Annotated in this window: 23 protein-coding genes; 8 read left to right on the top strand and 15 right to left on the bottom strand. The window is 72.7% G+C overall.

The window, feature by feature from the left end:
• Positions 1-14 precede the first annotated feature (14 nt).
• The 4 genes from kynU to EXE48_RS03785 form a co-directional block, all read right to left on the bottom strand.
• On the bottom strand, positions 15-1460 hold the full coding sequence (gene kynU, locus EXE48_RS03770) for a kynureninase (RefSeq protein ID WP_137710754.1): 1446 nt from the start codon (positions 1458-1460) through the stop codon (positions 15-17).
• A 77-nt stretch (positions 1461-1537) separates the two neighbouring features.
• Positions 1538-4210 (bottom strand): leucine--tRNA ligase, encoded by a 2673-nt coding sequence (leuS, locus tag EXE48_RS03775; protein ID WP_137710755.1) that lies wholly within the window; start codon positions 4208-4210, stop codon positions 1538-1540.
• 109 nt (positions 4211-4319) lie between these two features.
• Positions 4320-6692, bottom strand: a complete 2373-nt coding sequence (locus tag EXE48_RS03780; protein ID WP_241991935.1) for a hypothetical protein — start codon at positions 6690-6692, stop codon at positions 4320-4322.
• Between the two features lie 86 nt (positions 6693-6778).
• Positions 6779-7711: a glycerophosphodiester phosphodiesterase gene (locus EXE48_RS03785; RefSeq protein WP_137710756.1), complete on the bottom strand. Its 933-nt coding sequence runs from the start codon at positions 7709-7711 to the stop codon at positions 6779-6781.
• A 120-nt stretch (positions 7712-7831) separates the two neighbouring features.
• Here EXE48_RS03785 and EXE48_RS03790 point away from each other — a divergent pair, with 120 nt between their 5' ends.
• Positions 7832-8227: a hypothetical protein gene (locus EXE48_RS03790; protein WP_137710757.1), complete on the top strand. Its 396-nt coding sequence runs from the start codon at positions 7832-7834 to the stop codon at positions 8225-8227.
• 3 nt (positions 8228-8230) lie between these two features.
• Here EXE48_RS03790 and hisE read toward each other — a convergent pair whose 3' ends face one another.
• The 3 genes from hisE to EXE48_RS03805 all read right to left on the bottom strand — a co-directional run bounded on the left by hisE (position 8231) and on the right by EXE48_RS03805 (position 9401).
• Entirely contained in the window at positions 8231-8557 is a 327-nt protein-coding gene (hisE, locus tag EXE48_RS03795) for a phosphoribosyl-ATP diphosphatase (RefSeq protein WP_137710758.1), read from the bottom strand.
• Positions 8554-9147 carry a pyridoxal 5'-phosphate synthase glutaminase subunit PdxT gene (gene pdxT, locus EXE48_RS03800; protein WP_053772465.1) on the bottom strand — a complete coding sequence of 198 codons (594 nt, stop codon included), beginning with the start codon at positions 9145-9147 and terminating at the stop codon, positions 8554-8556. The genes hisE and pdxT overlap by 4 nt, the downstream gene beginning before the upstream one ends.
• 92 nt (positions 9148-9239) lie before the next feature.
• Positions 9240-9401, bottom strand: a complete 162-nt coding sequence (locus EXE48_RS03805; protein WP_077152317.1) for a preprotein translocase subunit Sec61beta — start codon at positions 9399-9401, stop codon at positions 9240-9242.
• Between the two features lie 145 nt (positions 9402-9546).
• On the opposite strand from EXE48_RS03805, the gene EXE48_RS03810 reads away from it, so the two are divergent.
• Both EXE48_RS03810 and EXE48_RS03815 read left to right on the top strand, forming a co-directional pair.
• Positions 9547-9816: a thioredoxin family protein gene (locus tag EXE48_RS03810; RefSeq protein WP_004598787.1), complete on the top strand. Its 270-nt coding sequence runs from the start codon at positions 9547-9549 to the stop codon at positions 9814-9816.
• Positions 9817-9953: 137 nt separating this feature from the next.
• Complete coding sequence (locus tag EXE48_RS03815; RefSeq protein ID WP_006111655.1) at positions 9954-10103, top strand: 50S ribosomal protein L40e; 150 nt, start codon at positions 9954-9956, stop codon at positions 10101-10103.
• 105 nt (positions 10104-10208) lie between these two features.
• Here EXE48_RS03815 and EXE48_RS03820 read toward each other — a convergent pair whose 3' ends face one another.
• A complete protein-coding gene (locus EXE48_RS03820) occupies positions 10209-10850 on the bottom strand; it encodes an MBL fold metallo-hydrolase (protein WP_053772466.1) in 642 nt (213 codons plus the stop codon).
• 110 nt (positions 10851-10960) lie between these two features.
• Here EXE48_RS03820 and EXE48_RS03825 point away from each other — a divergent pair, with 110 nt between their 5' ends.
• Genes EXE48_RS03825 through EXE48_RS03835 form a run of 3 tightly spaced genes read left to right on the top strand, consistent with a single transcriptional unit; the run spans position 10961 to position 12409 of the window.
• A complete protein-coding gene (locus EXE48_RS03825) occupies positions 10961-11143 on the top strand; it encodes a DUF5786 family protein (protein ID WP_007995123.1) in 183 nt (60 codons plus the stop codon).
• Positions 11144-11761: an endonuclease dU gene (locus EXE48_RS03830; RefSeq protein ID WP_137710759.1), complete on the top strand. Its 618-nt coding sequence runs from the start codon at positions 11144-11146 to the stop codon at positions 11759-11761. It begins immediately after the preceding gene.
• A gap of 24 nt (positions 11762-11785) precedes the next feature.
• Positions 11786-12409 carry a uracil-DNA glycosylase gene (locus tag EXE48_RS03835; RefSeq protein WP_137710760.1) on the top strand — a complete coding sequence of 208 codons (624 nt, stop codon included), beginning with the start codon at positions 11786-11788 and terminating at the stop codon, positions 12407-12409.
• 4 nt (positions 12410-12413) lie between these two features.
• Here the strand turns inward: EXE48_RS03835 and EXE48_RS03840 are convergent, their stop codons facing one another.
• The 3 genes from EXE48_RS03840 to phnD all read right to left on the bottom strand — a co-directional run bounded on the left by EXE48_RS03840 (position 12414) and on the right by phnD (position 15373).
• Positions 12414-13430, bottom strand: a complete 1017-nt coding sequence (locus EXE48_RS03840; protein ID WP_053772469.1) for a PhnE/PtxC family ABC transporter permease — start codon at positions 13428-13430, stop codon at positions 12414-12416.
• The gene (gene phnC / locus EXE48_RS03845) at positions 13427-14245 is read right to left on the bottom strand and encodes a phosphonate ABC transporter ATP-binding protein (protein WP_053772470.1); all 819 of its coding nucleotides are present in this window, start codon (positions 14243-14245) and stop codon (positions 13427-13429) included. The genes EXE48_RS03840 and phnC overlap by 4 nt, the downstream gene beginning before the upstream one ends.
• Positions 14246-14311: 66 nt before the next feature.
• Positions 14312-15373, bottom strand: coding sequence for a phosphate/phosphite/phosphonate ABC transporter substrate-binding protein (gene phnD / locus EXE48_RS03850; RefSeq protein WP_137710761.1), 1062 nt, complete (start codon positions 15371-15373; stop codon positions 14312-14314).
• A gap of 129 nt (positions 15374-15502) precedes the next feature.
• Between phnD and hisH the strand changes: the two genes are divergently transcribed.
• Positions 15503-16204 (top strand): imidazole glycerol phosphate synthase subunit HisH, encoded by a 702-nt coding sequence (gene hisH, locus EXE48_RS03855; RefSeq protein WP_053772472.1) that lies wholly within the window; start codon positions 15503-15505, stop codon positions 16202-16204.
• Positions 16205-16226: 22 nt separating this feature from the next.
• Here hisH and EXE48_RS03860 read toward each other — a convergent pair whose 3' ends face one another.
• The 4 genes from EXE48_RS03860 to EXE48_RS03875 all read right to left on the bottom strand — a co-directional run bounded on the left by EXE48_RS03860 (position 16227) and on the right by EXE48_RS03875 (position 19506).
• Positions 16227-17240, bottom strand: a complete 1014-nt coding sequence (locus EXE48_RS03860) for an aldo/keto reductase (protein ID WP_137704578.1) — start codon at positions 17238-17240, stop codon at positions 16227-16229.
• 153 nt (positions 17241-17393) lie between these two features.
• Positions 17394-17537: a DUF7560 family zinc ribbon protein gene (locus EXE48_RS03865; RefSeq protein WP_121600285.1), complete on the bottom strand. Its 144-nt coding sequence runs from the start codon at positions 17535-17537 to the stop codon at positions 17394-17396.
• A gap of 62 nt (positions 17538-17599) precedes the next feature.
• Positions 17600-18355 carry an ABC transporter permease gene (locus EXE48_RS03870; RefSeq protein WP_053772474.1) on the bottom strand — a complete coding sequence of 252 codons (756 nt, stop codon included), beginning with the start codon at positions 18353-18355 and terminating at the stop codon, positions 17600-17602.
• Positions 18352-19506, bottom strand: a complete 1155-nt coding sequence (locus EXE48_RS03875) for an ABC transporter ATP-binding protein (protein WP_241991937.1) — start codon at positions 19504-19506, stop codon at positions 18352-18354. Before EXE48_RS03875 ends, EXE48_RS03870 begins: the two co-directional genes overlap by 4 nt.
• 110 nt (positions 19507-19616) lie before the next feature.
• Between EXE48_RS03875 and folP the strand changes: the two genes are divergently transcribed.
• Positions 19617-22235: a dihydropteroate synthase gene (gene folP / locus EXE48_RS03880; protein WP_137710762.1), complete on the top strand. Its 2619-nt coding sequence runs from the start codon at positions 19617-19619 to the stop codon at positions 22233-22235.
• Positions 22236-22282: the final 47 nt, after the last annotated feature.

Consider the following 22282-nt stretch of genomic DNA (forward strand, 5'->3'; position numbering starts at 1 on the left):
GGGTCCCGCGCCCGCTATGTCACGCCGCCCTGGCTCGTCGCGTACCTCTCGTGTGCGCCGGCGTCGAGGATCGCCTCGACCTCGTCGACCACTTCGAGTACGTCGGCGAAGGACGTGTACGGGGCCGCGGGACAGACCCGCACCACGTTCGGCGGCCGGAAGTCGACGACGACGCCGCGGTCCTTGAGCGCCGCGCTCAGCCGCTCCGCCTCGGGGTGTTCGAGGGCGACGTGCCCGCCGCGGGCGTCGCGCTCGCGCGGCGTCCCGACCGAGACCGCGGGGAGCCGGTCGTCGACCAGGGCGATCAGGAAGTCGGTCAGGGCGAGCGACTTCTCGCGGAGGCGCTCGATCCCGGCCTCCCGCAGGAGCTCCACGGAGCCCTCCAGCGGCGCGGCCGCGAGCAGCGGCGGGGTACCGATCTGCCACGCGCCCGCGGAGTCGGCCGGCGTGTAGGTCATGTTCATCTCGAACTGCGTCGCCTTCTCGTGGCCCCACCAGCCCGCCAAGGCGGGCGTGAGCCCGTGGTGCCGCTCCGCGACGAACAGCGCGCCGATCGAGCCGGGGCCGGCGTTGAGGTACTTGTACGTGCACCAGACCGCGAAGTCGACGCCCGCCGCGCCGAACTCGTGCGGGACGGCGCCCGCGGAGTGGGCCGCGTCGAAGCCGGCGTACGCGCCCGCCTCGTGGGCCGCCTCGGCGATCCGCTCCACGTCGAACAGCTGGCCCGACCGGTACAGCGCGGTCGGCATGAAGACGATCCCCACGTCGTCGTGCGCGTCCAGCGCGGCCTCGACGTCTCCGGGGTCGATCGTCCGCCCGTCGCGGCTCGGCACGACCCGGAGCTTCTCGTCGGGGTCGATCCCCCGCTGCCGGAGCTGGGCGCGGATCGCGTAGTGGTCGGACGGGAAGTCGAGCTCGTTGACGAGGACCGCCGGGTCGTCCTCGGGGTCGCCCTCCGGCGCCCACTCCCCGTCCGCGCGCTCTAACTCCTCGCGGTCCGGGCCGTTCCCGGCCAGCAGCTCGTCGAGGAAGGTGCCGACGAGCGTGTGGATGTTCACCGTGATCGAGTTGCCGACGACCACCTCGCTCGGGCCGGCGCCCACCAGCGGCGCGAGCGCGTCGCCCAGCCGCTCGCCGACCTCGAACCACGGCGGGTCGGCGTCGGTCCACCCCGCGATGAGCCGGTCGCGCCACTCGTCGACGACGCGGTCGAGGCTCGCGAGGGCGGCGTCGCTCGCGGGGCCGAGCGAGTTGCCGTCCATGTAGAGCAGGTCGTCCGGGATCCGGTACCGGTCCGCGAACCCGGCGAGCGGGTCCGCGTCGTCGAGCCGGGCGGCGAGGACGGCGGGGTCGGCGTCGTTCGGGTCGTCGCCGGCCGGGTCGCCGCCGTCGTCCGGGCCGCCGCCGCTAAGTCCCTCGCCCGCGAGCGCCGCGCGCGCGGGAGCGTACGGGTCGTCCATACGGGAAGGGACCGCGCCGGCGACTAAGCGTTTCCGGGGGCGGCCGCGCCCGCCGGATCCCCCGTCGGGCTCGGCCGCTACTCGACGATGTCGATGGCGGGGCGGCCGGGCTCCGCCTTGCTCACCACGCCCTCGTCGGCGTCGGCGGCGCGCTCGACGCGCACCGGCGCGTCGAACTCGCGCTCGATCAGCCACGCGGCCGCGCGCAGGGCGTCGTACTCGGCGTCGCCGTCGAGGGTCTCCCGCAGCGCCTCGCGGTTCGCCTGGAGGTCCTGGCCGTACGAGGCGGCGTCGTCGCCCCGCTCGCGGATGTGACTCTCGGCCATCAACTCCGAGATCAGGTTGTCGGCGTCGCTGTCGATCGCGATCGACAGGGCGTCGTACTTCCAGTCGGGGGCGACGACCACGTCGATCCGCTCGGGGTCCTCGATCCCCGCGACCTCGACGATGTCGCGCACGTCCTCGCGGGTGTTCGCCACCAGCCGGCGGCGCTTCTCGACGGTGTCGCGGTCGACGCTCGCGGTCGGCCACTCCGCCTCGGCGACGAACCCGTCGCGACCGAGCGTCTCCCACAGCTCCTCGGCCAGGTGCGGCGCGACCGGCGCCAGCAGGCGCACGGCCACGTCCAGCCCGCGCTCGAAGACGGCCGGGTGCGGGTCGGCGCCCTCGCGGTAGCTCCGGAGGGTGCGGACCAGCTCCTGGGCCTCCCGCAGCGCGACGTTGAACGTCAGGTCGTCGTACTCCGCGCCCGCGATGGCGACCGCGGCGTCAGTCTCGTCGGCGACGTAGTCGTCGATCTCGTTGCGGTCGGCGTCGTCGCCGGCGAGCGCCACGTCGCCCGCGGCGTACTCGGCGACGAGGTCGTTGAGACGGGTCAGGAAGCGGTGGGTGGAGCGGACGCCCTCCTCGGACCAGTCGAAGTCGCGCTCGGGCTGGGCGGCCTCCATCATGAACAGCCGCGCGGTGTCGGCGCCGTACTCGTCGACGATCCGCTGGGGCGAGACGACGTTCCCCTTCGACTTGGACATCTTCTCGCCCTCCAGCTGGACCATCCCCTGCGCCAGCAGGTTCGTGAACGGCTCGCGGTGGTCGAGGCCCTCCTCGTCGGCCAGCACCTTCGTGAAGAACCGCGAGTACAGCAGGTGCATCACGGCGTGCTCGATGCCGCCGACGTACTGGTCGACCGGCATCCAGTCGTTCGCGCGGTCGAGGTCGAACGGGGCGTCCGTCAGGTCCGGCGAGACGTACCGCAGGAAGTACCACGAGGAGTCGACGAACGTGTCCATCGTGTCCGTCTCGCGGGTCGCGGGCCCGCCGCACTCGGGACAGGTCGTCGCCTGCCACTCGTCGGCGGCGTCCAGCGGGTTGCCCGTCGTATTGATGAACTCCGGCAGCTCGACGGGCAGGTCCTCGTCGGGCACCGGGACCGCCCCGCAGTCGTCGCAGTCGACCATCGGGATCGGCGTCCCCCAGTAGCGCTGCCGGGAGATGCCCCAGTCGCGCAGGCGGTACTGGGTCGCCTCGCTCGCGCCCTCGGTGTCTTCCGTGATCCGCTCCCGCGCGGTCTCGCTGTCGAGGCCGGTGTACTCGCCCGAGTCGATCACCACGCCGTCCTCCGTGAACGCTTCCTCCGTCACGTCGGGCGCGTCGGGGGCCGTCTCGCCGTCCCAGTCGTCCGGTTCCGGCGCGATCACGGGCCGGATCTCGACGCCCTTCTTCGTCGCGAACGCGTGGTCGCGCTCGTCGTGGCCGGGGACCGCCATCAGCGCGCCCGTCCCCACGTCCGAGAGGACGAAGTCGGCGACGAAGACGGGTATCTCCTCGGCCGTGACGGGGTTGGTGGCCGTGAGGCCGGTCTCGACGCCGTTCGGCTCGTCGCCGTCGGGGTCGGCCTCCTCCTCGATGAACCGCCGCACGTCGTCGTCCTCCGCGGCCAGCTCCTCGGCGATCGGGTGGTCGGGCGCGACGGCGAAGAACGTCGCGCCGTGGATCGTGTCGATCCGGGTCGTGAACGCGGTGACGGGCCCGTGGCCCTCGACCTCGAAGTCGACCTCGCTCCCGTACTGGCGCCCGATCCAGTTGCGCTGCATCTGCCGGACGGAGTCGGGCCACCCCTCCAGCTCGTCGATGGCCTCCAGCAGCTCGTCGGCGTACTCCGTTATCTTCAGGAACCACTGGTCGAGCTCGCGGGTCTCGACGGGGGTGTCACAGCGCCAGCACAGCTCCGCGTCGCCCTCGACCTGCTCGTCGGCGAGGACGGTCTCGCAGGAGGGACACCAGTTCACCTCGGCGTCGCGGCGCTCCACCAGGCCGGCCTCGTGGAAGCGGCGGAACAGCCACTGGTTCCACCGGTAGTACTCGGGGGTACAGGTGGTGACCTCGCGGTCCCAGTCGTAGCCGAACCCCATCGACTTCATCTGCCCGCGCATCGTGTCGATGCAGTCGAACGTCCAGTCGCGGGGGTTCGTGTCGCGCTCCTTGGCGGCGTTCTCGGCCGGCAGCCCGAACGCGTCCCACCCCATCGGGTGGAGCACGTCGTCGCCGCGCATCCGTCGGTAGCGGGCGTACGCGTCCGTGATGGTGTAGTTGCGGACGTGCCCCATGTGGAGCTTCCCGGACGGATACGGGTACATCCCGAGGACGTACGTCGGATCGTCGGCGTCGTCCGGGACGTGGTACACGTCTGCGTCCTCCCACGCCTCCTGCCAGCGTTCTTCGACCGTCGCGTGGTCGTATCCCTCCTGAGACATCTGCTTATATACTCGTGGTCGGTTCGGCGTCGTATAGCTTTCCATCCACTGGTGGCCCGTGACACACCGCCCCGCGGGCGACGAGCGGCCGCCTCGACGACGCCGCCGGCTACAGCTTGTCGGCGTTCCGCGCCTGCTCGACCCGCTTCGCCGCCTGCTTGACGCGCTTCCCGGTGGCGTTCGCGAGCCCAGGCGGGAGCCCCTCGCGTGCGGCGGCGAGGCGCTCTTGGATCCGGGCGATCCGGTCGAGCACGTTCGCCAGCTGCCGCTCGGTGCCCGGGGCGTCGCCCTCGCGGGCGCGCTCCTCGGCCCGCTCGGCGGCGTCGACCGCGGCGGCCAGCGCCCGTTCGAGCCCGTTGACCGCGTTCGACGGGCCGCCGCCGGAGCCCCCGCCGCCGCCCGAGCCGTTCCCGCCGCCGGAGTCGTCGTCGCCGCCGTCCCCGCTCTCCGCAGCCGCGGCCGCGACCGCGGCGCGCGTCTCCTCGGCCACGTCGGCGACGTAGCCGGCGAGGGGGGCCGCGCCCGTCTCGGGACGCTCGATCCGGATCGGCTCGGGGCCGCCCTCCCCGCCGTCGCCGTCGCTCCCCGACGCCGACGGGTCCGGGTTGACCCGGTACGCGCCGACCTCGTCGTCGGCGTCGCGGACCTCGGTCGTGTAGGCGCCGCCGGCGTGGACGTAGGCCGCGTCGCTCCCGTCGATCGCGGAGTCGTAGATCCGCCCGGCGAAGTCGTCCTCGATCGCGGTCCGGGTCAGGTCGACGTCGCTGTCGGCGTCCGACAGCTCCACCTTCCGCGCGTCCTCGCGGGCGACGAGCGGGATCTCGCCGTCGACGCCCGCGGTCGTCACGGCCTCGTCCGGCGAGACGGTCAGCGTCTCGCTGTGCGGCGCGCGCCCGGCGCCGTTGACCGTGACGCGGTGGTCGCCCTCGGGGACGCCGTTCGCGACCGCGACGCCGCCGGCGAACGTCGGGACCGCCTCGGGGTCGCTCTCGATCAGGACGAACGACTCGACGCTCGACCCGGTCGTCGTCAGCCCCTCGCCGTCGGGCGCCTCGTCGCTCTCGGTCGCCCGCGTCACGCGGGCGACGACCGAGTCGAGGGCCTCTGCGGCGCCGGCGCCGAGCGACGGATCGTCGGCGATCGCGTCGTACCGGGCCGCCATCTCCGACCGGTGGTTGCCGGCCGTGATGTCGAGCGCGGGGTTCTCGTAGCGGGGCTGGTCCCACGGGACGCCGGTCGTCGTGATGTGGCTCGCGACGGCGTCCTCGACGGCCTGCGGGACCGCGAACTCGAAGCTGAGCTGCGGGCCGGTGAACGCCGAGATGTCCTCCAGCTCGGCGCTCTCGACGAGGTCGTACTCGACGGCCGACTCGGCGGCCTCCTCGGCGGGCGCGGCGTCCTCGCCGTCGGCCGGGCGCCCGCCGTGGCGGAAGGCGATCCCCGTCTCGCGGAGCGGGAGGTCGGTCGGCGGCGACCGCAGCGCGTCGAGCGAGCGGACCGTCAGGGCGCCGTCGACGAGCGACCCCTCGCTGACGGCGGGGAGGTCGGGGTGGTCGTAGATCGGTTCGCCCTCGTACTCCGGGACGACGAAGGGGAGCCGCGCCCCCTCGTCCCGGGGGAGGCCGTACGCGATCGGGACCCCGAGGAGGTCCTCGACGGTGTCTATCGTCGTGTTCGTGATGTCCGCGAGGAGCCCCTCCTCGCCGACGCGGCGGAACCGGTCGGGGATCTCGTTGACCGAGAGCGTGCTGGAGTGCGAGCCGAGCTCGGGGAGGATCCGCGGGACCACGTTCGGGTCCGGGTCGAGGAACTCGTTGTTCGGGACGCTCCGGGAGTGCGAGCTGGCGACGTACAGCTGGGGGTCGCCCGTGTCGAGGTCGACGAACACGTGGAGCACCTCCCAGTCGTGCCAGTGGAAGTTCGCCGTGAACTGGTCGAACGCGGAGTAGAACCAGAACTGGACGACCGCGAGCGGGGAGTCCTCGTACCGCATCCCGTTGTAGAACACCGTGGGGGCCGGCGGCTCGCCCGTCTCGTCGTACCGCTCGTGGTAGCCGTTGAACGCCTCGAACCCGTCGACGACCGTCTCGCCGTCCTCCTCGACCGCGTACGGTCGCGGGTCGGTCGGGAACCACGGCTCCGCGGCGTCGAAGTACAGCGTCGGCGCGAACCGCGCCGCGAGCTCGTCGAGCCGTTCGCGGTCGAGTCCGGCCGTCGACCGGTCGCCCGAGCCGCCGTCCTCCCCCGCTCCGCCGCCGCTCGGTTCGTCGCCGCCGTCGGCCTCGCCGCCGCCGTCGGCCTCGTCGCCGCCGCACCCGGCGAGCGCGACGCTCCCAGTGAGCGCGAGGCCGCCGAGTACCGTCCGGCGGTCGACGCGCGCCCCGTCCGCCTCCGCGACGCCACCGCCGGCCGTCCCGGACCCGTCCGAGCCGTCGCCGCCGACGGCCCCGTTCGGGTCCTCGTTCCCGTCGGACCCAGCCATTCGTCCGAACGATGGGACAGCGGGGAATAACCCTTCCGCTGCCCTGCCCGCCCTCGACCGCGCCGAGCGCGGTCGACCGCCGCAAATCACCGTTCGACGAAGACGTCGGAGACGACCGCGTCGACGCCGCCGACCGCCGCCACCGCGTCGTACTCGCGCGCCGAGGCGACGGTCCACGGCAGCACTCGCAGCCCGCCCTCCCGCGCCCGCCGAACGAGGTCGGTCCGCAGGCACAGCTCGTACCGCGGCGAGACGGCCGCACACCCCAGCTCGGTCGCCGTCTCGATCGTCCCCGCCACGTCCTGCGGCGGGTACGCCCACCGGGGCGGCGACGCGCCGCCGAGCGGCCCCGGGATCAGCGGTCGGAGGGCCCGCGCCGGAACCGACTCGCGGACGCCGTAGACGGTCGGCACCGCCGGGTCGGCCGCGGTCGCCGCCTCGATAACCGCCGGGTCGTCGGCGGCGACGGCGAGGTCGTAGTCGCGGTCCGCGCCGGCCGCGACCGCGTCCGCCGCGACGCCCCGCTCCTTCAGGTCGAGCATGACCCACGCGTCCGCCGGCACGGCGTCGAGCGCGTCCGCGAGCGTCGGCACCGGCTCGCCGGAGCCCTCGACCGAGAGGGCCGCGAGCCGCTCGTACGGCGTCTCGCTCACGCGGCCGGTCGCGTCGGTCGCCCGCCCGAGCGTCGCGTCGTGGAAGGCCACGAGCTCGCCCGTCCCGCAGCGGCGCACGTCGAGCTCGATCCGGTCGGTCGCCGCCGCGGCCGCCTCGACCGCTGCGACGGTGTTCTCCGGGTTCTCGGCCGCGAAGCCGCGGTGCGCGATCAGGGGCGGGCCGAGGTCGCTGCGGTCGCCGCCCGCCTCGGTCGCCCCGCCGCCGTCCCGCCCGACACAGCCCGCGAGGGCGGCCGATCCGGCTACCGCCGCCCCGCCGACCGCGATCGACCCGCACCGCCGAAGCACCGCTCTGCGGGACGGGTAGGTCTCCGCACCGGATCCGGTCGGCTCAGTGTCGCTCACGGGGCCGTCCTCGTCGAGGAGTTCGGCCCCGCGGACAAAAGCTCGCGGTCGGCGACGCTCGGCCGGCGACCGCGCTCGCCCGGGAGAAGGTATTTGCGGCCGGCAGCCCGATTCCGGGGCATGGACGGGAAGCAGGCCCTCTACTACGCGGCGATCGCGATCGCGGTGCTCGTCGGGATCAGCGTCGTCGTCAGCGTGGTCTCGGCCCTCTTGAGCCTCGCGTGGGCGGTCGTCTCCGGGATCGTCACGCTCGCCGTGCTGGCGGGGCTCGCGTACGCCGCGTACAAGGCCGGCTCGTGGCTGCTCGGCGACGGGGACGCCGGCGCCGACTCGCTCGACTCGATCGGGTCCTCGTCGTCCGCCTCCGCCGACGCCGCGACGAGACGGCAGGACCGCCTCCGCCAGCAGTACGTCGAGGGACAGATCAGCGAGGCCGAGTTCGAGCGCCGCATCGGCGAGGAGTTAGAGACCGAGGAGGTCGACGACATCGACCGCGAGCTCGAACGCGAGCGCTGAGGATCAGAAACGGTCGCGGAGCTCTCCGCGCAGGTCGTCGACGTCGAGGTCCTTCATCGCGAACAGCACGAGCAGGTGGTAGACGAGGTCGGCGCTCTCCGCGGTGAGCTCGTCGCGGTCGTCGTCTTTCGCCGCGAGGATCGCCTCCGTCGTCTCCTCGCCGATCTTCTCTAAGACGGCGTTTTCCCCCTTCTCGTGGGTGAACAGCGAGGCCGTGTACGACCCCTCCGGCAGCTCCTCCTTCCGCGACTCGATGGTGGCGAACAGCTCGTCGAGGACCGCGTCGGGCGGCGCCGCCCCCTCGCCGGATTCCGGACCCTGATCGCTCACGCGACCACCTCCCGCTCGGGGAAGAAGGCGAGGTCGTGGATCCGCGGGTCGTCGGTGAGCTCCGGGTGGAACGCGGTGGCGACGACCGGGCCGTCCCGCACCGCGACCGGGCGCCCGTCGACGGTCGCGAGCGTCTCGACCCCCGGCCCGACCTCGTCGATGGCGGGCGCGCGGATGAACACGGCGTGGAAGGGGTCGTCGAGCCCGGCGACCGGGACCTTCGCCTCGAAGGAGTCCTTCTGTCGACCGAACGCGTTGCGGTCGACGGAGACGTCGACCAGCCCCAGCGGGTCGACCCGGTCGTCCTTCGCGTCGTTCGAGCAGACGATGAGCCCGGCGCAGGTCGCGAGGACGGGCTTCCCGCTCGCGACGTGTGCCTCGATCTCGGCGGCGATCCCCTCGCGGTGGATCAGCCGGGAGATGGTGGTCGACTCTCCGCCCGGCATCAGGAGGACGTCGCAGTCGGGCACGATCCCCGCGTCCCGGACCTCGACGACCTCCGCGGACTCGTCGTGGGCGGCCGCGGCGTTGCGGACCGCGGCGGCGTGTTCGGCCACGTCGCCCTGAACGGCGATGACGCCTGCTTTCATACGAACAGGTGGGGCGGGCGCGTGGAAAAAGGGCGCGCTACGCGGGCGAACGGCTCGCGCTCGGTCCGTCGGTGCGAGGAGAGGGGGAGCGTCTACGCGACGGTCAGCGACAGGATCTGGACGAACACGCCGAAGAGGACGCAGAACGCGACGACCGTCTTGGGGTCGATCGAGATGGCGTTCCGGTCCTCGTTCTCGAAGTAGCGGACCAGTCCCGCGCTGGACATCAGCCCGCCGGAGTTGGAACCACTCATGTCCGTTGCTGGACGGCGACGCGGCGTAAACGTTTCGTTCGCCGTCCGAGCCGACGGGTCGCAGCCGCCGATCGCGCCGCGCGGACCGCCCGCGTACACGAGTGGGAAACCCTTATGCGCGGGCCGGCGATAGTTGACGCCGACTATGACCGTTCGACTGCTGGATTTCCACGCCGAGTGGTGCGGCCCGTGTAAGACCCAAGACCCCATCCTGGAGGAGATTCAGGAGGACCTCGGCGACGCGTTCGAGCTCCAGAAAGTCGACGTCGACGAGGAGCAGGACGTCGCGAACCAGTACCAGGTCCGCTCGCTCCCGACGCTCATCGTCGAGAACGACGACGGCGTCGTCGACCGCTTCGTCGGCGTCACGCAGCGCGAGGACATCGAGGCCGCCCTCACGGAAGCGGGCGCCTGACCGTCGGTCCCGTTCGGTAACCGTTCTTCTCGCGGCCGATGGCCGCACCCGAACGCTTTCAGACGGCCGCTTCGGGGGCGCGACCCGCCGCCGCGGCGTCTCGCAACCTTTTACAGCACCGCACGCGCAGTAACGGTATGGCCAAATTCGACGCCGCCGAACGCCGCATGCTCGACCGACAGATCTGTATGCGCTGTAACGCCCGGAACGCCTCCGAGGCCGAGCGCTGCCGCAAGTGCGGCTACACCAAGCTCCGCCCGAAGGCGACCGAGCGCCGCGCCGCGTAATCCGGTCGGCCGCCGGGCCGCCCTCGGCCCTTCCTCCGAGCTATTCCCCCTCGACGAACAGCCGCGCGTCCCCCTCGCGGCCCCGGCCTCGGTCGCGCCCCGCGCTCACTCGTCGGGGTACTTCGGCTCGCGGCGCTCGGCGCGCTCCGTCGCGCGCTCTATCACCTCGCGGACGGTGTCCGGCCCGTCGGCGGCGCGGTAGACGTCGCCGTGGCCGGGGAACATCGCCGCGGTCGTGTCGGGCAAGCGGTCGAGGATCTCGCAGAGGCTCTCGATCAGGCGCTCGCGGGACTGGCCGGCCATGTCCGTCCGGCCGAACGAGCCGTCGTCGAAGGCGCCGTCGTTGTAGACGACCACGTCGCCGGAGTAGAGCCGATCCTCGCCGACGAGCGAGACGTGGTCGTCGGCGTGGCCGGGCGTGTGGACGACCTCGCACGCCTCGCTCCCGACGAGCACCTCGTCGCCGTCTTCGAGCGCCACGTCGCGGCGCGGGTGGTCCGCGTACGCGAACACCCGCGGGTCGAACCGGTCGGCCACCGCGTCGAGCTCGCCCACGTGGTCGTGGTGCTGGTGGGTGATCACGACGCGGTCGAGCCCGTCGACGCCGGCGTCGTCGAGCGCGTCGGCGATCACGTCGTCGACGCCCGGCATCGTTCCCGCGTCGACGAGCGTCGTCGCGTCCCCGACGGCGAGGTACGCGTTACAGGTGAACTCATCCGCGTCCGCGGTGACGGTGATCGGCTCCATGCCCGTACTCGCTCGCGGAGCGACAAAAGGGTACAGCCGCGGCCGCGCGGCGTCTCTCCCCGCGAGCGGCCGTGGATTTATTTGACACCCGCCGTTAACTTCACACACAGATGGGCTTCGGCAGCTACGACGAGTCCGAACAGGAGAATCAGGACCTGGACGCGGACTTCGACGACGACGACGGTGTCCGGGCTGCCCAGGAGACCCACCAGGGGTCCGTCGACTACGAGCCCGGCGCCTCGAACGACGAGCTTCTCGACCGGCTCCAGGAGATCAAGTCCGAGGACGCGTGAGTGACCGCGCCGAGCCGCACGCTCGGCGTCGCGTTCTCCGACGCCCGCGACGTTAGCTACGCGGCCGGCGTCGTCGTCCGCGCCGACGGGACGCCCGACGGCGTCGCGTTCGCGCGGTGTACCGTCGGGGGAACCGACGCGACCGACGCCGCCCTCGACTGCTGGCGCGCGCTCGACCGCGAGGACGTCCGCCACGTCGCCTGCGCCGGGGTCGCGCCGGCGTGGTTCAACCTCCTCGACCTCGACCGACTCCGCGAGGCGCTCGACCGCCCGGTGTACGCCGTGAGCTACGAGGCGAGCCCCGGGCTCGAACCGGCCCTGCGCGACGCCTTCGACGGCGACGCGCTCGCCGAGCGCCTCGCGACGTACCGGTCGCTGCCGCCCCGCGTTCCGGTCAGCTCCGCGGACGCGGACGGCGGCGACGCTCCCGACGGCGGCGAGCCTCGGTTCGTCCGCGCGGTCGGCCTCGACCCCGAGCGCGCCGCCGCGGCGGTCAGGGCGCTCACCCGCGACGGCTTCCGGCGCTGCGAGCCGCTCCGGATCGCCGCGCTCGCCGCGAGCGCCCACCGCGAGGCGGTGACGGCGAGCGATCCCCCCGGGGCGACCGACGCACCTTAGACGGCCGCGCCCGGAGCCGTGGGTATGAGCGAACACGGCGGCGACGGCCTCGACGAGGACCTCCGCGTGCCCGCCTGCGAGCGGTGCCCGGAACTGGTCGCCTCGCGGAGCCGGATCGTCGACGGCGTCGGCCCGACGGACGCGGACCTGCTGTTCGTCGGCGAGGGGCCGGGCGCCACCGAGGACGAGGAGGGCGAGCCGTTCGTCGGGCGGTCGGGCGACGTGCTCGACGAGGCGCTACGCGACGCGGGGCTCGCCCGCGCCGACGTGCGGATCACGAACTGCGTCCGGTGCCGCCCGCCCGACAACCGGGACCCGACGGCCGAGGAGCTGTCGAACTGCCGCGGGCACCTCGACGCGGAGATCCACCGCCTCGACCCGGCGCTGATCGTGACGCTCGGGAAGGTGCCGAGCGAGCACCTCCTCGACCGGTCGGTGGCGATCACCTCGGCGTCCGGCGACGTGGTGGACGCGCGGCTCGCCGGGGCGTCGCGGCGCGTCCTCCTGTCCGTCCACCCGGCGGCGACGCTGTACGACCGGAGTCAACGCGACGGCTTCTTCGAGACGATCGCGCGGGCGGCGGAGCTGAGCGGCGTCGGAGAGCGCGGCGAAAACGGCGGCGGCCAGTCGCGGCTCGGCGACTTTTAGGCGCTCAGTCCCGCTTGGGACCGTCGCCGATACCGAGCCACTTCTTGGCGTCGAACAGGCCGCGGATGGCCTCGATCAGTCCCTTCCCCTCGTGCTCGCCGGGCCGGAGCCGGGCGCGGATCCGCGAGGAGATGAGCTCGATGCCGAGGACGACGATGAACACCATCACCAGCCCCGCGGCGGTCTGCTGGAACTCGAAGAGGTCCTGACTGTTCCGGATCATCAGCCCGAGGCCGCCGGCGCCGACGACCCCGAGCGAGATGGCGATCCGGGTGTTGATCTCCAGGATGTACAGCGTCCACGCGATGAACGACCGCGAGACCTGACTCAGCATGCCGAAGCTCACGGTCTGGGTGCCCGAGGCGCCCGTCGACCGGATCGCCTCGATCGGCCCCTCCTCGATCTCTTCGAGGTCGTCGGTGAACAGGCGGCCGAGGTTCCCGATGCTGTCGGTCGCGATCGCGAGCACCGCCGTCACCTGTCCCGGCGGGCCGACGGGGATGTACAGGAAGATCCAGACGATCGCGGGGATGGCGCGGATGCCGCTGAGCGTGCCGCGGAAGATGAAGTTGAACGGGAACGGCGTGACGCGCTCGCTGCCGAGCACGCCGAGGATCAGCGCGAACGGGAAGGCGAACACGGTGCCCATGAAGCCGAGGAGGAGCGTCACGAGGCTCGCCTTCACCAGCGTCTGCCGCGGCGACTGGAAGCTCTCGACGATGCGGGCCCCGCCCTCGCCGAAGCTCGCCGGGATCGCCTGAAGCCCCGTGATTCCCTGGTCTTTGGTGTAGATCGTGAAGTTCTGGAAGTCGGGCGGGAAGAAGCCGGTCGCGATGAACTCGTACATCGCCGGGAGCCGCCCGGCGACGACGTTCGGCTGGAAGCCGATGAAGCCGAGCCCCCAGTAGGTGACGCCGAGGACGGCGGTGAGGAGCACGGCCCACAACAGGTACTTGAGTCGCCGGAGCCGTTCGAGCGCGCGGAACTGGTCCCTAATCGCGGAGTCGGACGAGGAACTCACGCTTCTTGCCCCCCGTCTGCGGCCGCATCAGCCTCAGCGTCGGTCTCGCCCAGCTCCTCGCCGGTCGTGCCGGTCGGGACCGTCTTTCCGTCCTGTGCGCTGCCGTAGTAGATGCGGTCCATCTCGTCCATGGTGAGGTCGTCGGCGTCGCCGTCGAAGATCACCTCGCCGTCGCGGATCCCGAGGAACCGGTCTCCGAACTCGCGGGCGATGTTCACCTGGTGGAGGCTGGTGACCGTGGTGAGGTCCTGTGCGGTCGCCGCCTTCTTGAGGTACCGCATCACGTCCCGCGCCGCCTTCGGGTCGAGGCTGGCGACCGGCTCGTCGGCGAGGACGATCTCCGGCTCCTGAACCAGCGCCCGGGCGATCCCGACGCGCTGTTTCTGCCCGCCGCTCATCGACTCGGCGCGCTGCCCCGCCTCGTCGAGGAGGCCGACCGTCTGGAGGGCTTCCAGGGCGGTCCGCTTGTCGTCGTCGTCGTGCATCCCGAGGGCGCTCCGGAGGAGGCCGTTCCGGGAGAGCGCGCCCGACAGCGCGTTGCCGAACGCGGTCTTGCTCTCGATGAGGTAGTGTTCCTGGAACACCATGCCGACGCTGCTGCGGTTACCCTGTATCTCCTCGCCGCCGATGCGGACGGACCCCTCGGTGGGCTGCGTGAGTCCGTTCAGCACGCGCAGCATCGTCGACTTGCCGGCGCCGGAGGGACCGAGGAGGATGACGAATTCGCCCTCGGAGATGGTGAACGATACGTCGTCGAGGGCGACGGTGTCCTCGCCGTATCTCTTGGTGACGTTCTCGAATTCGATCGTTGGCATAGGGTGTGGCTTTGTCCGAAAGGGGAGGAATCGGGTGAAAAGTGATCCGAAGTTGGAGACGGGGCCTTACTGGTCGAAGATGTCGGTGCCGACGCCGAGCTCGTTGGCGACGTCGATGACGGACTGGTAGTCCTCCTGGCTCGCCTCGCGGACCTTGCTGAACCAGAGGTCGTCGTCGGTGTCGGACTCGCCGTCGGCGCCGTAGTAGATGCTGTCCGGCGCCTCGAGGAACGACTCCCGAATGGCGGACTTCACGTCGTCGCTCAGTTCGGGCGACACCACCATCGGCGCGCGCGGCAGCCCCTCGTCCTCGTGGAGCGTGGTGGCGACCTCCTGCCACTCCTCCGGCGCGGGGCCGGTGCCGGTGTCGCGGACGAAGCCGCCCATCGCGGCGGCGTCGACCTGGCCCTGTTCGAGCAGGGTGTACGAGCCGACGTGGCCCCCGGCGAAGCGGGCGTCGAACTCGGCCTGCGAGCCGTCGCCCTCGGGGAGCTCGCCGATGTCGAGGTCGCCCTGGCTCGACATGCTGTACAGCGGGTACAGCGCACCGCTGGTCGACAGCCGGTCGGAGAAGGCGACGGTCTTGCCGGACAGGTCCGACAGCTCCGTGATGTCGCTGTCGTTCGGCGTCGCGATGATGCTCTTGTACGTCCAGCCGCCGTAGCCGAACCGCTGGAGGATGATCTCCGCGTTCCCGGTCTTCACGCCGAGGGCGGCCGCGAACGGCCCTGTCTCCGCGACGTCGGTCGTGCCCTGGCCGAGCGACTGGATGATCGCGCTGTAGTTACTGCCGACGTTCCCCTCGACCGAGAGGCCGTCGGGGGCCTCGTAGTTCTCCTTCAGATAGCTGCCCACGTGGTCGAGCAGCGGGGAGTACTGCACCTCGAGGTCCTCCTGCGGGACCGACGGCGAGATGCCAAAGTCGACCTTCCCGTCGCCGCCGAACGACATCTGCGAGTCGCCGCCGTCAGAGCCGTCAGACCCGTCGCCGCCGTCGGACCCGTCGCCGCCGTCGGACCCGTCGGATCCGTCACCGCCGTCGGACCCGTCGCCGCCGCCGCTACAGCCTGCGAGTCCAACGATACTTGCCGCACCCGCGATCTTGAGGAATTTGCGTCGTTGCGCCATGAGGTGTCCATTTGATGCTTCTACTGGCGTTTCAAAAGTGTTGCTGTTGACATATACACACGACTCTATACCGCTATGTAACAGTTCCCGGATGGAAACTGACTTCCACCGCGGTCGCGAACCGAAACCATGGACGAATCACCAACGGGCGCCGAGGTGTCCGTCGCGCTCGTGGACTACGGGCTCGGGAACCTCCGGTCCGCGACCCGCGGGCTGGAGCGCGCGGGCGCGTCCGTCGAGATCACCGACGACCCCGAGGCGTTCGCGGCCGCCGACGGCGTCGTCCTCCCCGGCGTCGGCGCGTTCCGTGAAGGGATGGAGAACGCCGGGCCGCTGCGCGAGGCGCTGACCGACCACGCCGAGGCGGGGCGCCCCCTCTTCGGGATCTGCCTCGGGATGCAGATGCTCCTCACGACGAGCGAGGAGGCCGACCACGCGGGCGAAGGCGAGGTGACGGGGCTCGACCTGATCCCCGGCACCAACGTCCGCTTCGAGGTCGACCGGAAGGTGCCGCACATGGGCTGGAACGAGCTCGAAGTCGAGCGCGACCACCCGATCGTCGACGGCGTCGACGGGGCGGAGGAGTCGGGGGCGGCCGAGTCCGCCGGCGGGTCCGTCGACGGCGAGCACGCCTACTTCGTCCACTCCTACTACGCCGCGCCGGACGACGCCGACGCGGTCGTCGCCACCGCCGACTACGGGGTCGACTTCCCGGCGGTCGTCGCCAACGACGCGGGCAACGTGTTCGGCACGCAGTTCCACCCCGAGAAGAGCGGCGAGACGGGACTGACGATCCTGCGGAACTTCGTCGACTACTGCGCGGAACGGTAGTCGGCGACCGCGTCCGCTCCGCTTAGAGCTCGTCGTACGGGCCGGGCTTGGCCGCAGTCAGGCGGTCGACTTGCTCGTCCGAGAGGTCGATCGTCGCGGCCGCGAGGTTCTCTCGCAGCTGGTCGACGGTCCGGGCGCCGACGATCGGGGCCGTGACGCCGTCGCGGTGCGAGAGCCACGCGAGCGCGGTCTGCGCGGGCGAGGCGCCGACTTCCTCGGCCACGGCGTCTAACTCGTCGTGGACGTCGAAGTTCGCCTCGGTGAGGTACGCCTCCTGGAACCGGCTCGACTCCGCCGCCTTCGAGTCGCCGGGCAGGTCGGCGTCGCGGTCGTACTTCCCGGTCAGGAAGCCCTGTCCGAGCGGGCTCCACGGGGAGACGGCGAGGTTCCGCTGGCGCGCGAACTCCAGGTACTCCCCCTCGATCTCGCGGTCGACGAGGTTGTAGCGCGGTTGGAGCACCGTGAACGGCTCCCAGCCCTCGCTGCGGGCGATCTCGTTGGCGCGGGCGACCTTCCAGGCGTTCGGGCGGAGCGTCGAGGCGCCGAGGTAGTGGACCTTCCCGGACTCGACGAGGCCGTTCAGCGTCTTCATCAGCTCGCGGGCCGGGGTCTCGTCGTCCCAGCGGTGGATGTAGAGGACGTCGACGTAGTCGGTGCCGAGCCGGTCGAGCAGGGCGTCGACGCGGTGGCGCACGTTCTTGCGGTTCGTCCCGCGGCTGTTCGGGTCGCCGTCGCGGATCTGCCAGTACACCTTCGAGGCGACGGTGTAGCGCTCGCGGTCGCGCTCGGCGAGCCAGTCGCCGATCCAGCGCTCGCAGTCGCCGCCGCCGTACACGTCGGCGGTGTCGATGTACCGCCCGCCGGCGGTCTCGTAGGCGTCGAGCAGCTCGTGGGCGCGCTCCTCGTCGATCTCAACGTTCCCCGCCTCGGTCACGCGGCCGAACCGCCACGTGCCGAACTGGAGCTCGCTCGTCCGCAGGCCGGTCCGACCCAGCGGCACGGTTCCCAGATCGATCTCGTCGAGTTCGGGCGTCATCGCCGAACGGTTGTCGCGGTCGACGCAAAAAGGCTCAGCAACCGGATGCGATGTGCGAACGCGTGGCGGCCGCGGGGGCGGGACGGCGGCGGGAGCGTCGCTCCGGTTTCCGACGGGGCCCGGCGTCGAACCGACGCCACCGGATCGCGGCGGTCACTCGCACGTCACGGCGAAGTCCTCCTCCGCCGCGGCTGCGGTACACACCGGACAGCCGGCGTCGAGGATGGTCTCCCGCATCGCGTCGTTGACCTCGATGGTCTGCTCGCAGTCCGGACAGGTGAAGTGAACGGTGGTCAACGCTTACCCTCTCGTTCCCCCCGGATGCGGTCTGCGGACATAAATGGACGGTTCCGACCGGCTCACTCCGTCCGCGGTACCGCGTACGCGCCGACAGCGAGGAAGACCGCCGCGAGCGCGGTCAACACGAGGAGGTCGCCGGCCCACCGACCGCCGGTGAAGGTGATCGCCCGAGCCCCGCGCGCGAAGTACGTCAGCGGCGAGGCGGCGACCGCGGGCAGGAACCACTCCGGCAGGAGCGAGGGGGTGACGAACGTCTCGGAGAGGAAGAGCAGGGGAAGCGCGACCGTGTTGCTCGCGGCGATCACGCCGTCCTGCGAGTCGGCGAGCGCGCCGAGGACGGCGCCGAGCCCGCAGAAGAGCGCGACCGCGACCGCGACGAAGACCGGCAGGGCGGCCAGCGACGGCGAGACCACGAGCGTCGCGTCGGTCACCGCAACCACGAGGCCGAGGATGAGCAGGCTCGCGGCGCCGATGATGCCGACGTTGACGAGCGTGTGCGCGACGAGCCACTCGGCGCGGGAGAGGGGCGTGGTCGCCAGCTTCTCGAACCGCCCGCCGTCGCGGTGGCGCGCGATCTCGGAGCCGACCCGCGACAGCGGCGTGAACAGGACGACGACCGCGAGGTAGCCGGGAATGTAGTAGCCCGCCGGCTCGGCGAAGAGGCCGCCGCCGGTCGGCTGCGTCCGCACCAGCGCGCCGAAGATGACGACGAGGATGACCGGGAAGAAGAAGGTGAAGAACACCGCGGTCCGGCGCCGGGTGAACGACCGCGCCGCCGCGACCGCCTCGGTCCCGATCCGCCCGAGCCGGGTCATCGCTCGCCCCCGTCGGGCGCCGCGTCGTCTGCTGCGCGACGCCCGTCGGGCGCCGCGTCGTCTGCTGCGCGGCCCCCGTCGGACGCCGCGTCGTCTGCTGCGCGACGCCCGTCGCCGACCGCCACGGTCGGTCCCCCATCGGCTCCCCGCCGCGCGTACTCCTCGCCGGTCAGCCGCAGGTACACGTCTTCCAGCGACGGCTCCGACCACGACAGCGAGTCGAAGGCGACCCCGGCGCCGTCGAGCGCGTCGACGGCCGCGCCGATCGCCTCGGGCCGCACGCCGCGCACCCGGATCCCCCCGTCTGTCGCCTCGACGGTGGGGTCATCGCCGAGTCGCTCGCGGACGCCGGCCGCGACCGCCGCGACGGTCTCGTCGGTCGCCGGCCCCGCGGTCGCGGCGTCGAGCCGCGGCGCGCCGCCGTGTTCCGCGACCAGCCGGTCCGGCGCCCCGCTCGCGACGACCCGCCCGTCGCGGAGCATGGCCACGCGGTCGGCGAGCCGCTCGACCTCGTCCATCGCGTGGCTCGTGAGGAAGACGGTCGTCCCGCCGGCCGCGAGCCGCTCGATCAGCCGGTGGATCGCCCGGCGACCGGCGGGGTCGATCCCCGTCGTCGGCTCGTCGAGGAAGAGGAGGTCCGGGTCGTTGACGACCGCGGTCGCGACGCAGGTGCGGCGCTTCTGCCCGCCCGAGAGCGTCTCGTACCAGGCGTCGGCGTCGTCGGCCATCCCCACGTCCTCGAGGACCGCCTCGGTGTCGCGGGCCGCGTCGTAGAGGCCGCCGTAGTAGTCGACCAGCTCGCGGGCCGTGAGCCGCGCGGGCGGGTCGAACGACTGCGGGAGCAGCCCGACTCGGGCGGGGTCGACCTCGCGAGGCGGCGCGCCGAACACGCGGAGGTCGCCCTCGGCCTCGGTCGTCCCGGTGAGCGCGCGCACCAGCGTCGTCTTCCCGGCGCCGTTGGGGCCGATGAGCCCGAACACCTCGCCGGCGGCCACGTCGAGGTCGACCCCGTCGAGCGCGTCGACCTCGCCGTACGCCTTCCGGACCCCCTCGCCGACGACGACGGGGTCGCCGGCGGGCGCGTTCGAGTTCCCCGCGTCCGCCCCGGCGGTCCCGCTCCCGCCCGCGTCGACGGTCGCTGTCTCGTCCATGCGACCGAGTCCGGCCGCCGCGCGCGTAAGGGTTGCTTTTCGGCCGACGCGGTCGCCGGGGCTCGGTCAGGTCCGTCACGCCTAAGCGACGCGCTCCCGACCTACGGCGTATGTACTACCACGAGGCGGCGGCGTTCCTCTTCGACCTCCGCCGCTTCTCGGTCAAGCCCGGGACGGAGCGGGTGGAGGCGCTGCTCGCGCACCTCGGGGACCCGCACGAGGAGGTCCCGTTCGTCCAGATCGCCGGCTCGAACGGGAAGGGCAGCGCGGCGCGGTTGACGGAGTCGGTCCTCCGAGAGGCGGGGCTGTCGGTGGGCCTCTACACCTCGCCGCACCTCTCCGCGCTCGCCGAGCGCGTCCGGGTCGACGGCCGGCGGATGACCGAGTCGGCGATCGCCGACTTCGTCGCGGAGGTGCGCCCGTGGCTGGTCGACCGCGCGGCCGCCGGCGAGCCGCTCACCTTCTTCGAGGTCGTGACGGCGATGGCGGTGCGGGAGTTCGCGCGCCGCGAGGTCGACGTGGCGGTCTTGGAGGTCGGCCTCGGCGGCGAGTACGACGCGACGAGCGCGGTCGACCCCGTCGCGACCGCCGTCACGAACGTCTCCCTCGAACACACCGACGTGCTCGGCAACACGATCGGGGAGATCGCCCGCACGAAGGCCCGGATCGCCCGCCCCGACGCGCCGTTCGTCACCGCCTGCGAGGGCGAGGCCCTGGACGTGGTCCGCGAGGTCGCCGGCGAGGCCGGCGCGCCGGTGACGCGGGTGACCGGCGACGGCGACGCCGACGACGCGGGCTCGGCCGACGAGGGTGACCCCGGGGACGAGACCGACGACTCGCCCGCGCTCGCCGCGACCTACGAGGGCCGCGTCAGCGCCACAGACGCCGCGGTCTCGCTCGCCGGCGAGCGAGAGGGGACCTACCGGATCCCGCTCGTCGGGCGTCATCAGGCCGCGAACGCGGCGGTCGCCGTCGCGCTCGCGGACCGGACCGCGGCGGCGCTGGGGACCGACCTCCCCGACCGCGCCGTGCGCGACGGGCTCGCGCGGGCGACGTGGCCGGGGCGGTTCGAGGTGGTCGACACGGCGCCGCTGACCGTCCTCGACGGCGCGCACAACCCCGCCGCCGCCCGGACGCTCGCCGCGACGCTCGACGAGTACGACTACGACGACCTCCACCTCGTGTACGCCGCGATGCACGACAAGGACCACGCCGAGACGGCGGCCGGGCTCCCGGACGCGGCGACGGCGGTCACCTGCCGCCCCGCCATCGACCGCGCCGAGGACCCCGCCGTGCTCGCGGCCGCGCTCCGGTCGGCGGGCGTCGACGAGGTGACGGCCGGCGACGACGTGGCGGACGCGCTCGCGACCGCGACCGACCGCGCCGCCGACGGCGACTGCGTACTGCTCGTCGGCTCGCTGTTCGCGGTCGCCGAGGCCCGGGCGGCGACCGTCCGGACGGTCCGCGAGCGGACGGTCCGGGGGCCCGACGACGCGGCGCACGCCCTCGACGCGGCCGGCGTCCCGCCCGAGGGCGTCGCGGCCCACCGAGACGGCGTCGACCACCGCGTCTTCACGCTCCGGCTGCGCGGCGACCGGGCCGAGCGCGTCGCGAGCGAGGCCCGAGCGGTCGGCGGCGACGCCGCGCTCGGGGGGCTCGGGGCGGACGAGGACCGCGGGGCAGCCGGCGAGCAGGTCCCCGTCACCGTCGCGGGCACGGTCGCGGAGCTGCGCGCGCTCGTCGACCGCCTCGACGCGGCCGACGGGGACGGGCTCGGCGGCGTGGCGACCGATCTCGCCGCGGCGGCCGGGATCGACGCATGCGGACCCGGCGGAACGGAGGGCGAGGGCGACGCGGCCGACCCCGAATCCCCCGACTACCCGTGGACCGACCGCACCGCGGTGATGGGCGTGCTCAACGTCACGCCGGACTCGTTCCACGACGGCGGGCGCCACGCGGACCTCGACGACGCGGTCGCGGGCGTCGAGCGGATGGTCGACGCCGGGGCCGACGTCGTCGACGTCGGCGGAGAGTCGACCCGCCCGGGCGCGGAGCCGGTCCCCGTCGAGGAGGAGATAGAGCGCGTCGTGCCGACGATCGAGGCGATCCAGTCGGTGCCCGCGGTCGGGTCCGGCGAGGTGCTGGTCTCGGTCGACACGCGCAAGCCCGCGGTCGCCGAGGCGGCGCTCGACGCGGGCGCGGACGTCATCAACGACGTGACCGGGCTGGAGGACCCCGAGATGCGCTCGGTCGTCGCCGACGCCGACTGCCCGGTGATCGTGATGCACAGCCTCGACGCGCCGGTCGACCCGGACGCCGACCCCGAGTACGACGACGTGGTCGGCGAGGTCGTCGACGCCTTACGCGAGCGGCTGGCGCTGGCGGACACGGCCGGCATCGACCGCGACCGCGTCATCGTCGACCCCGGGCTCGGCTTCGGGAAGTCGCCGGCGGAGGACTTCGAACTGCTCGCCCGCTGCGGGGAGTTCGCGGCGCTCGGCTGCCCCGTCCTCGTCGGCCACTCGCACAAGTCGCTGTACGGCGCGGTCGGGCGCGACGCCGACGACCGCGAGCACGCGACGGTCGCCGGCACCGCGCTCGCCGCCGACCGCGGCGCCGACATCGTCCGGGTCCACGACGTGGCCGAGAACCGCGCCGCGGTCGACGTCGCCGCCGCGGTGAACGGGGCGCTCCGTGGCGGGGGCGACCCCGCGGAGGACGGGGAGTGACCCGGGACCGGCGCGCGGTCGGGCGCGACGCCGACGGTCGCTCCCGC

The organism is Halorubrum sp. ASP1 (genome assembly GCF_005435135.1).
Taxonomy (GTDB): Archaea; Halobacteriota; Halobacteria; order Halobacteriales; family Haloferacaceae; genus Halorubrum; species Halorubrum tropicale.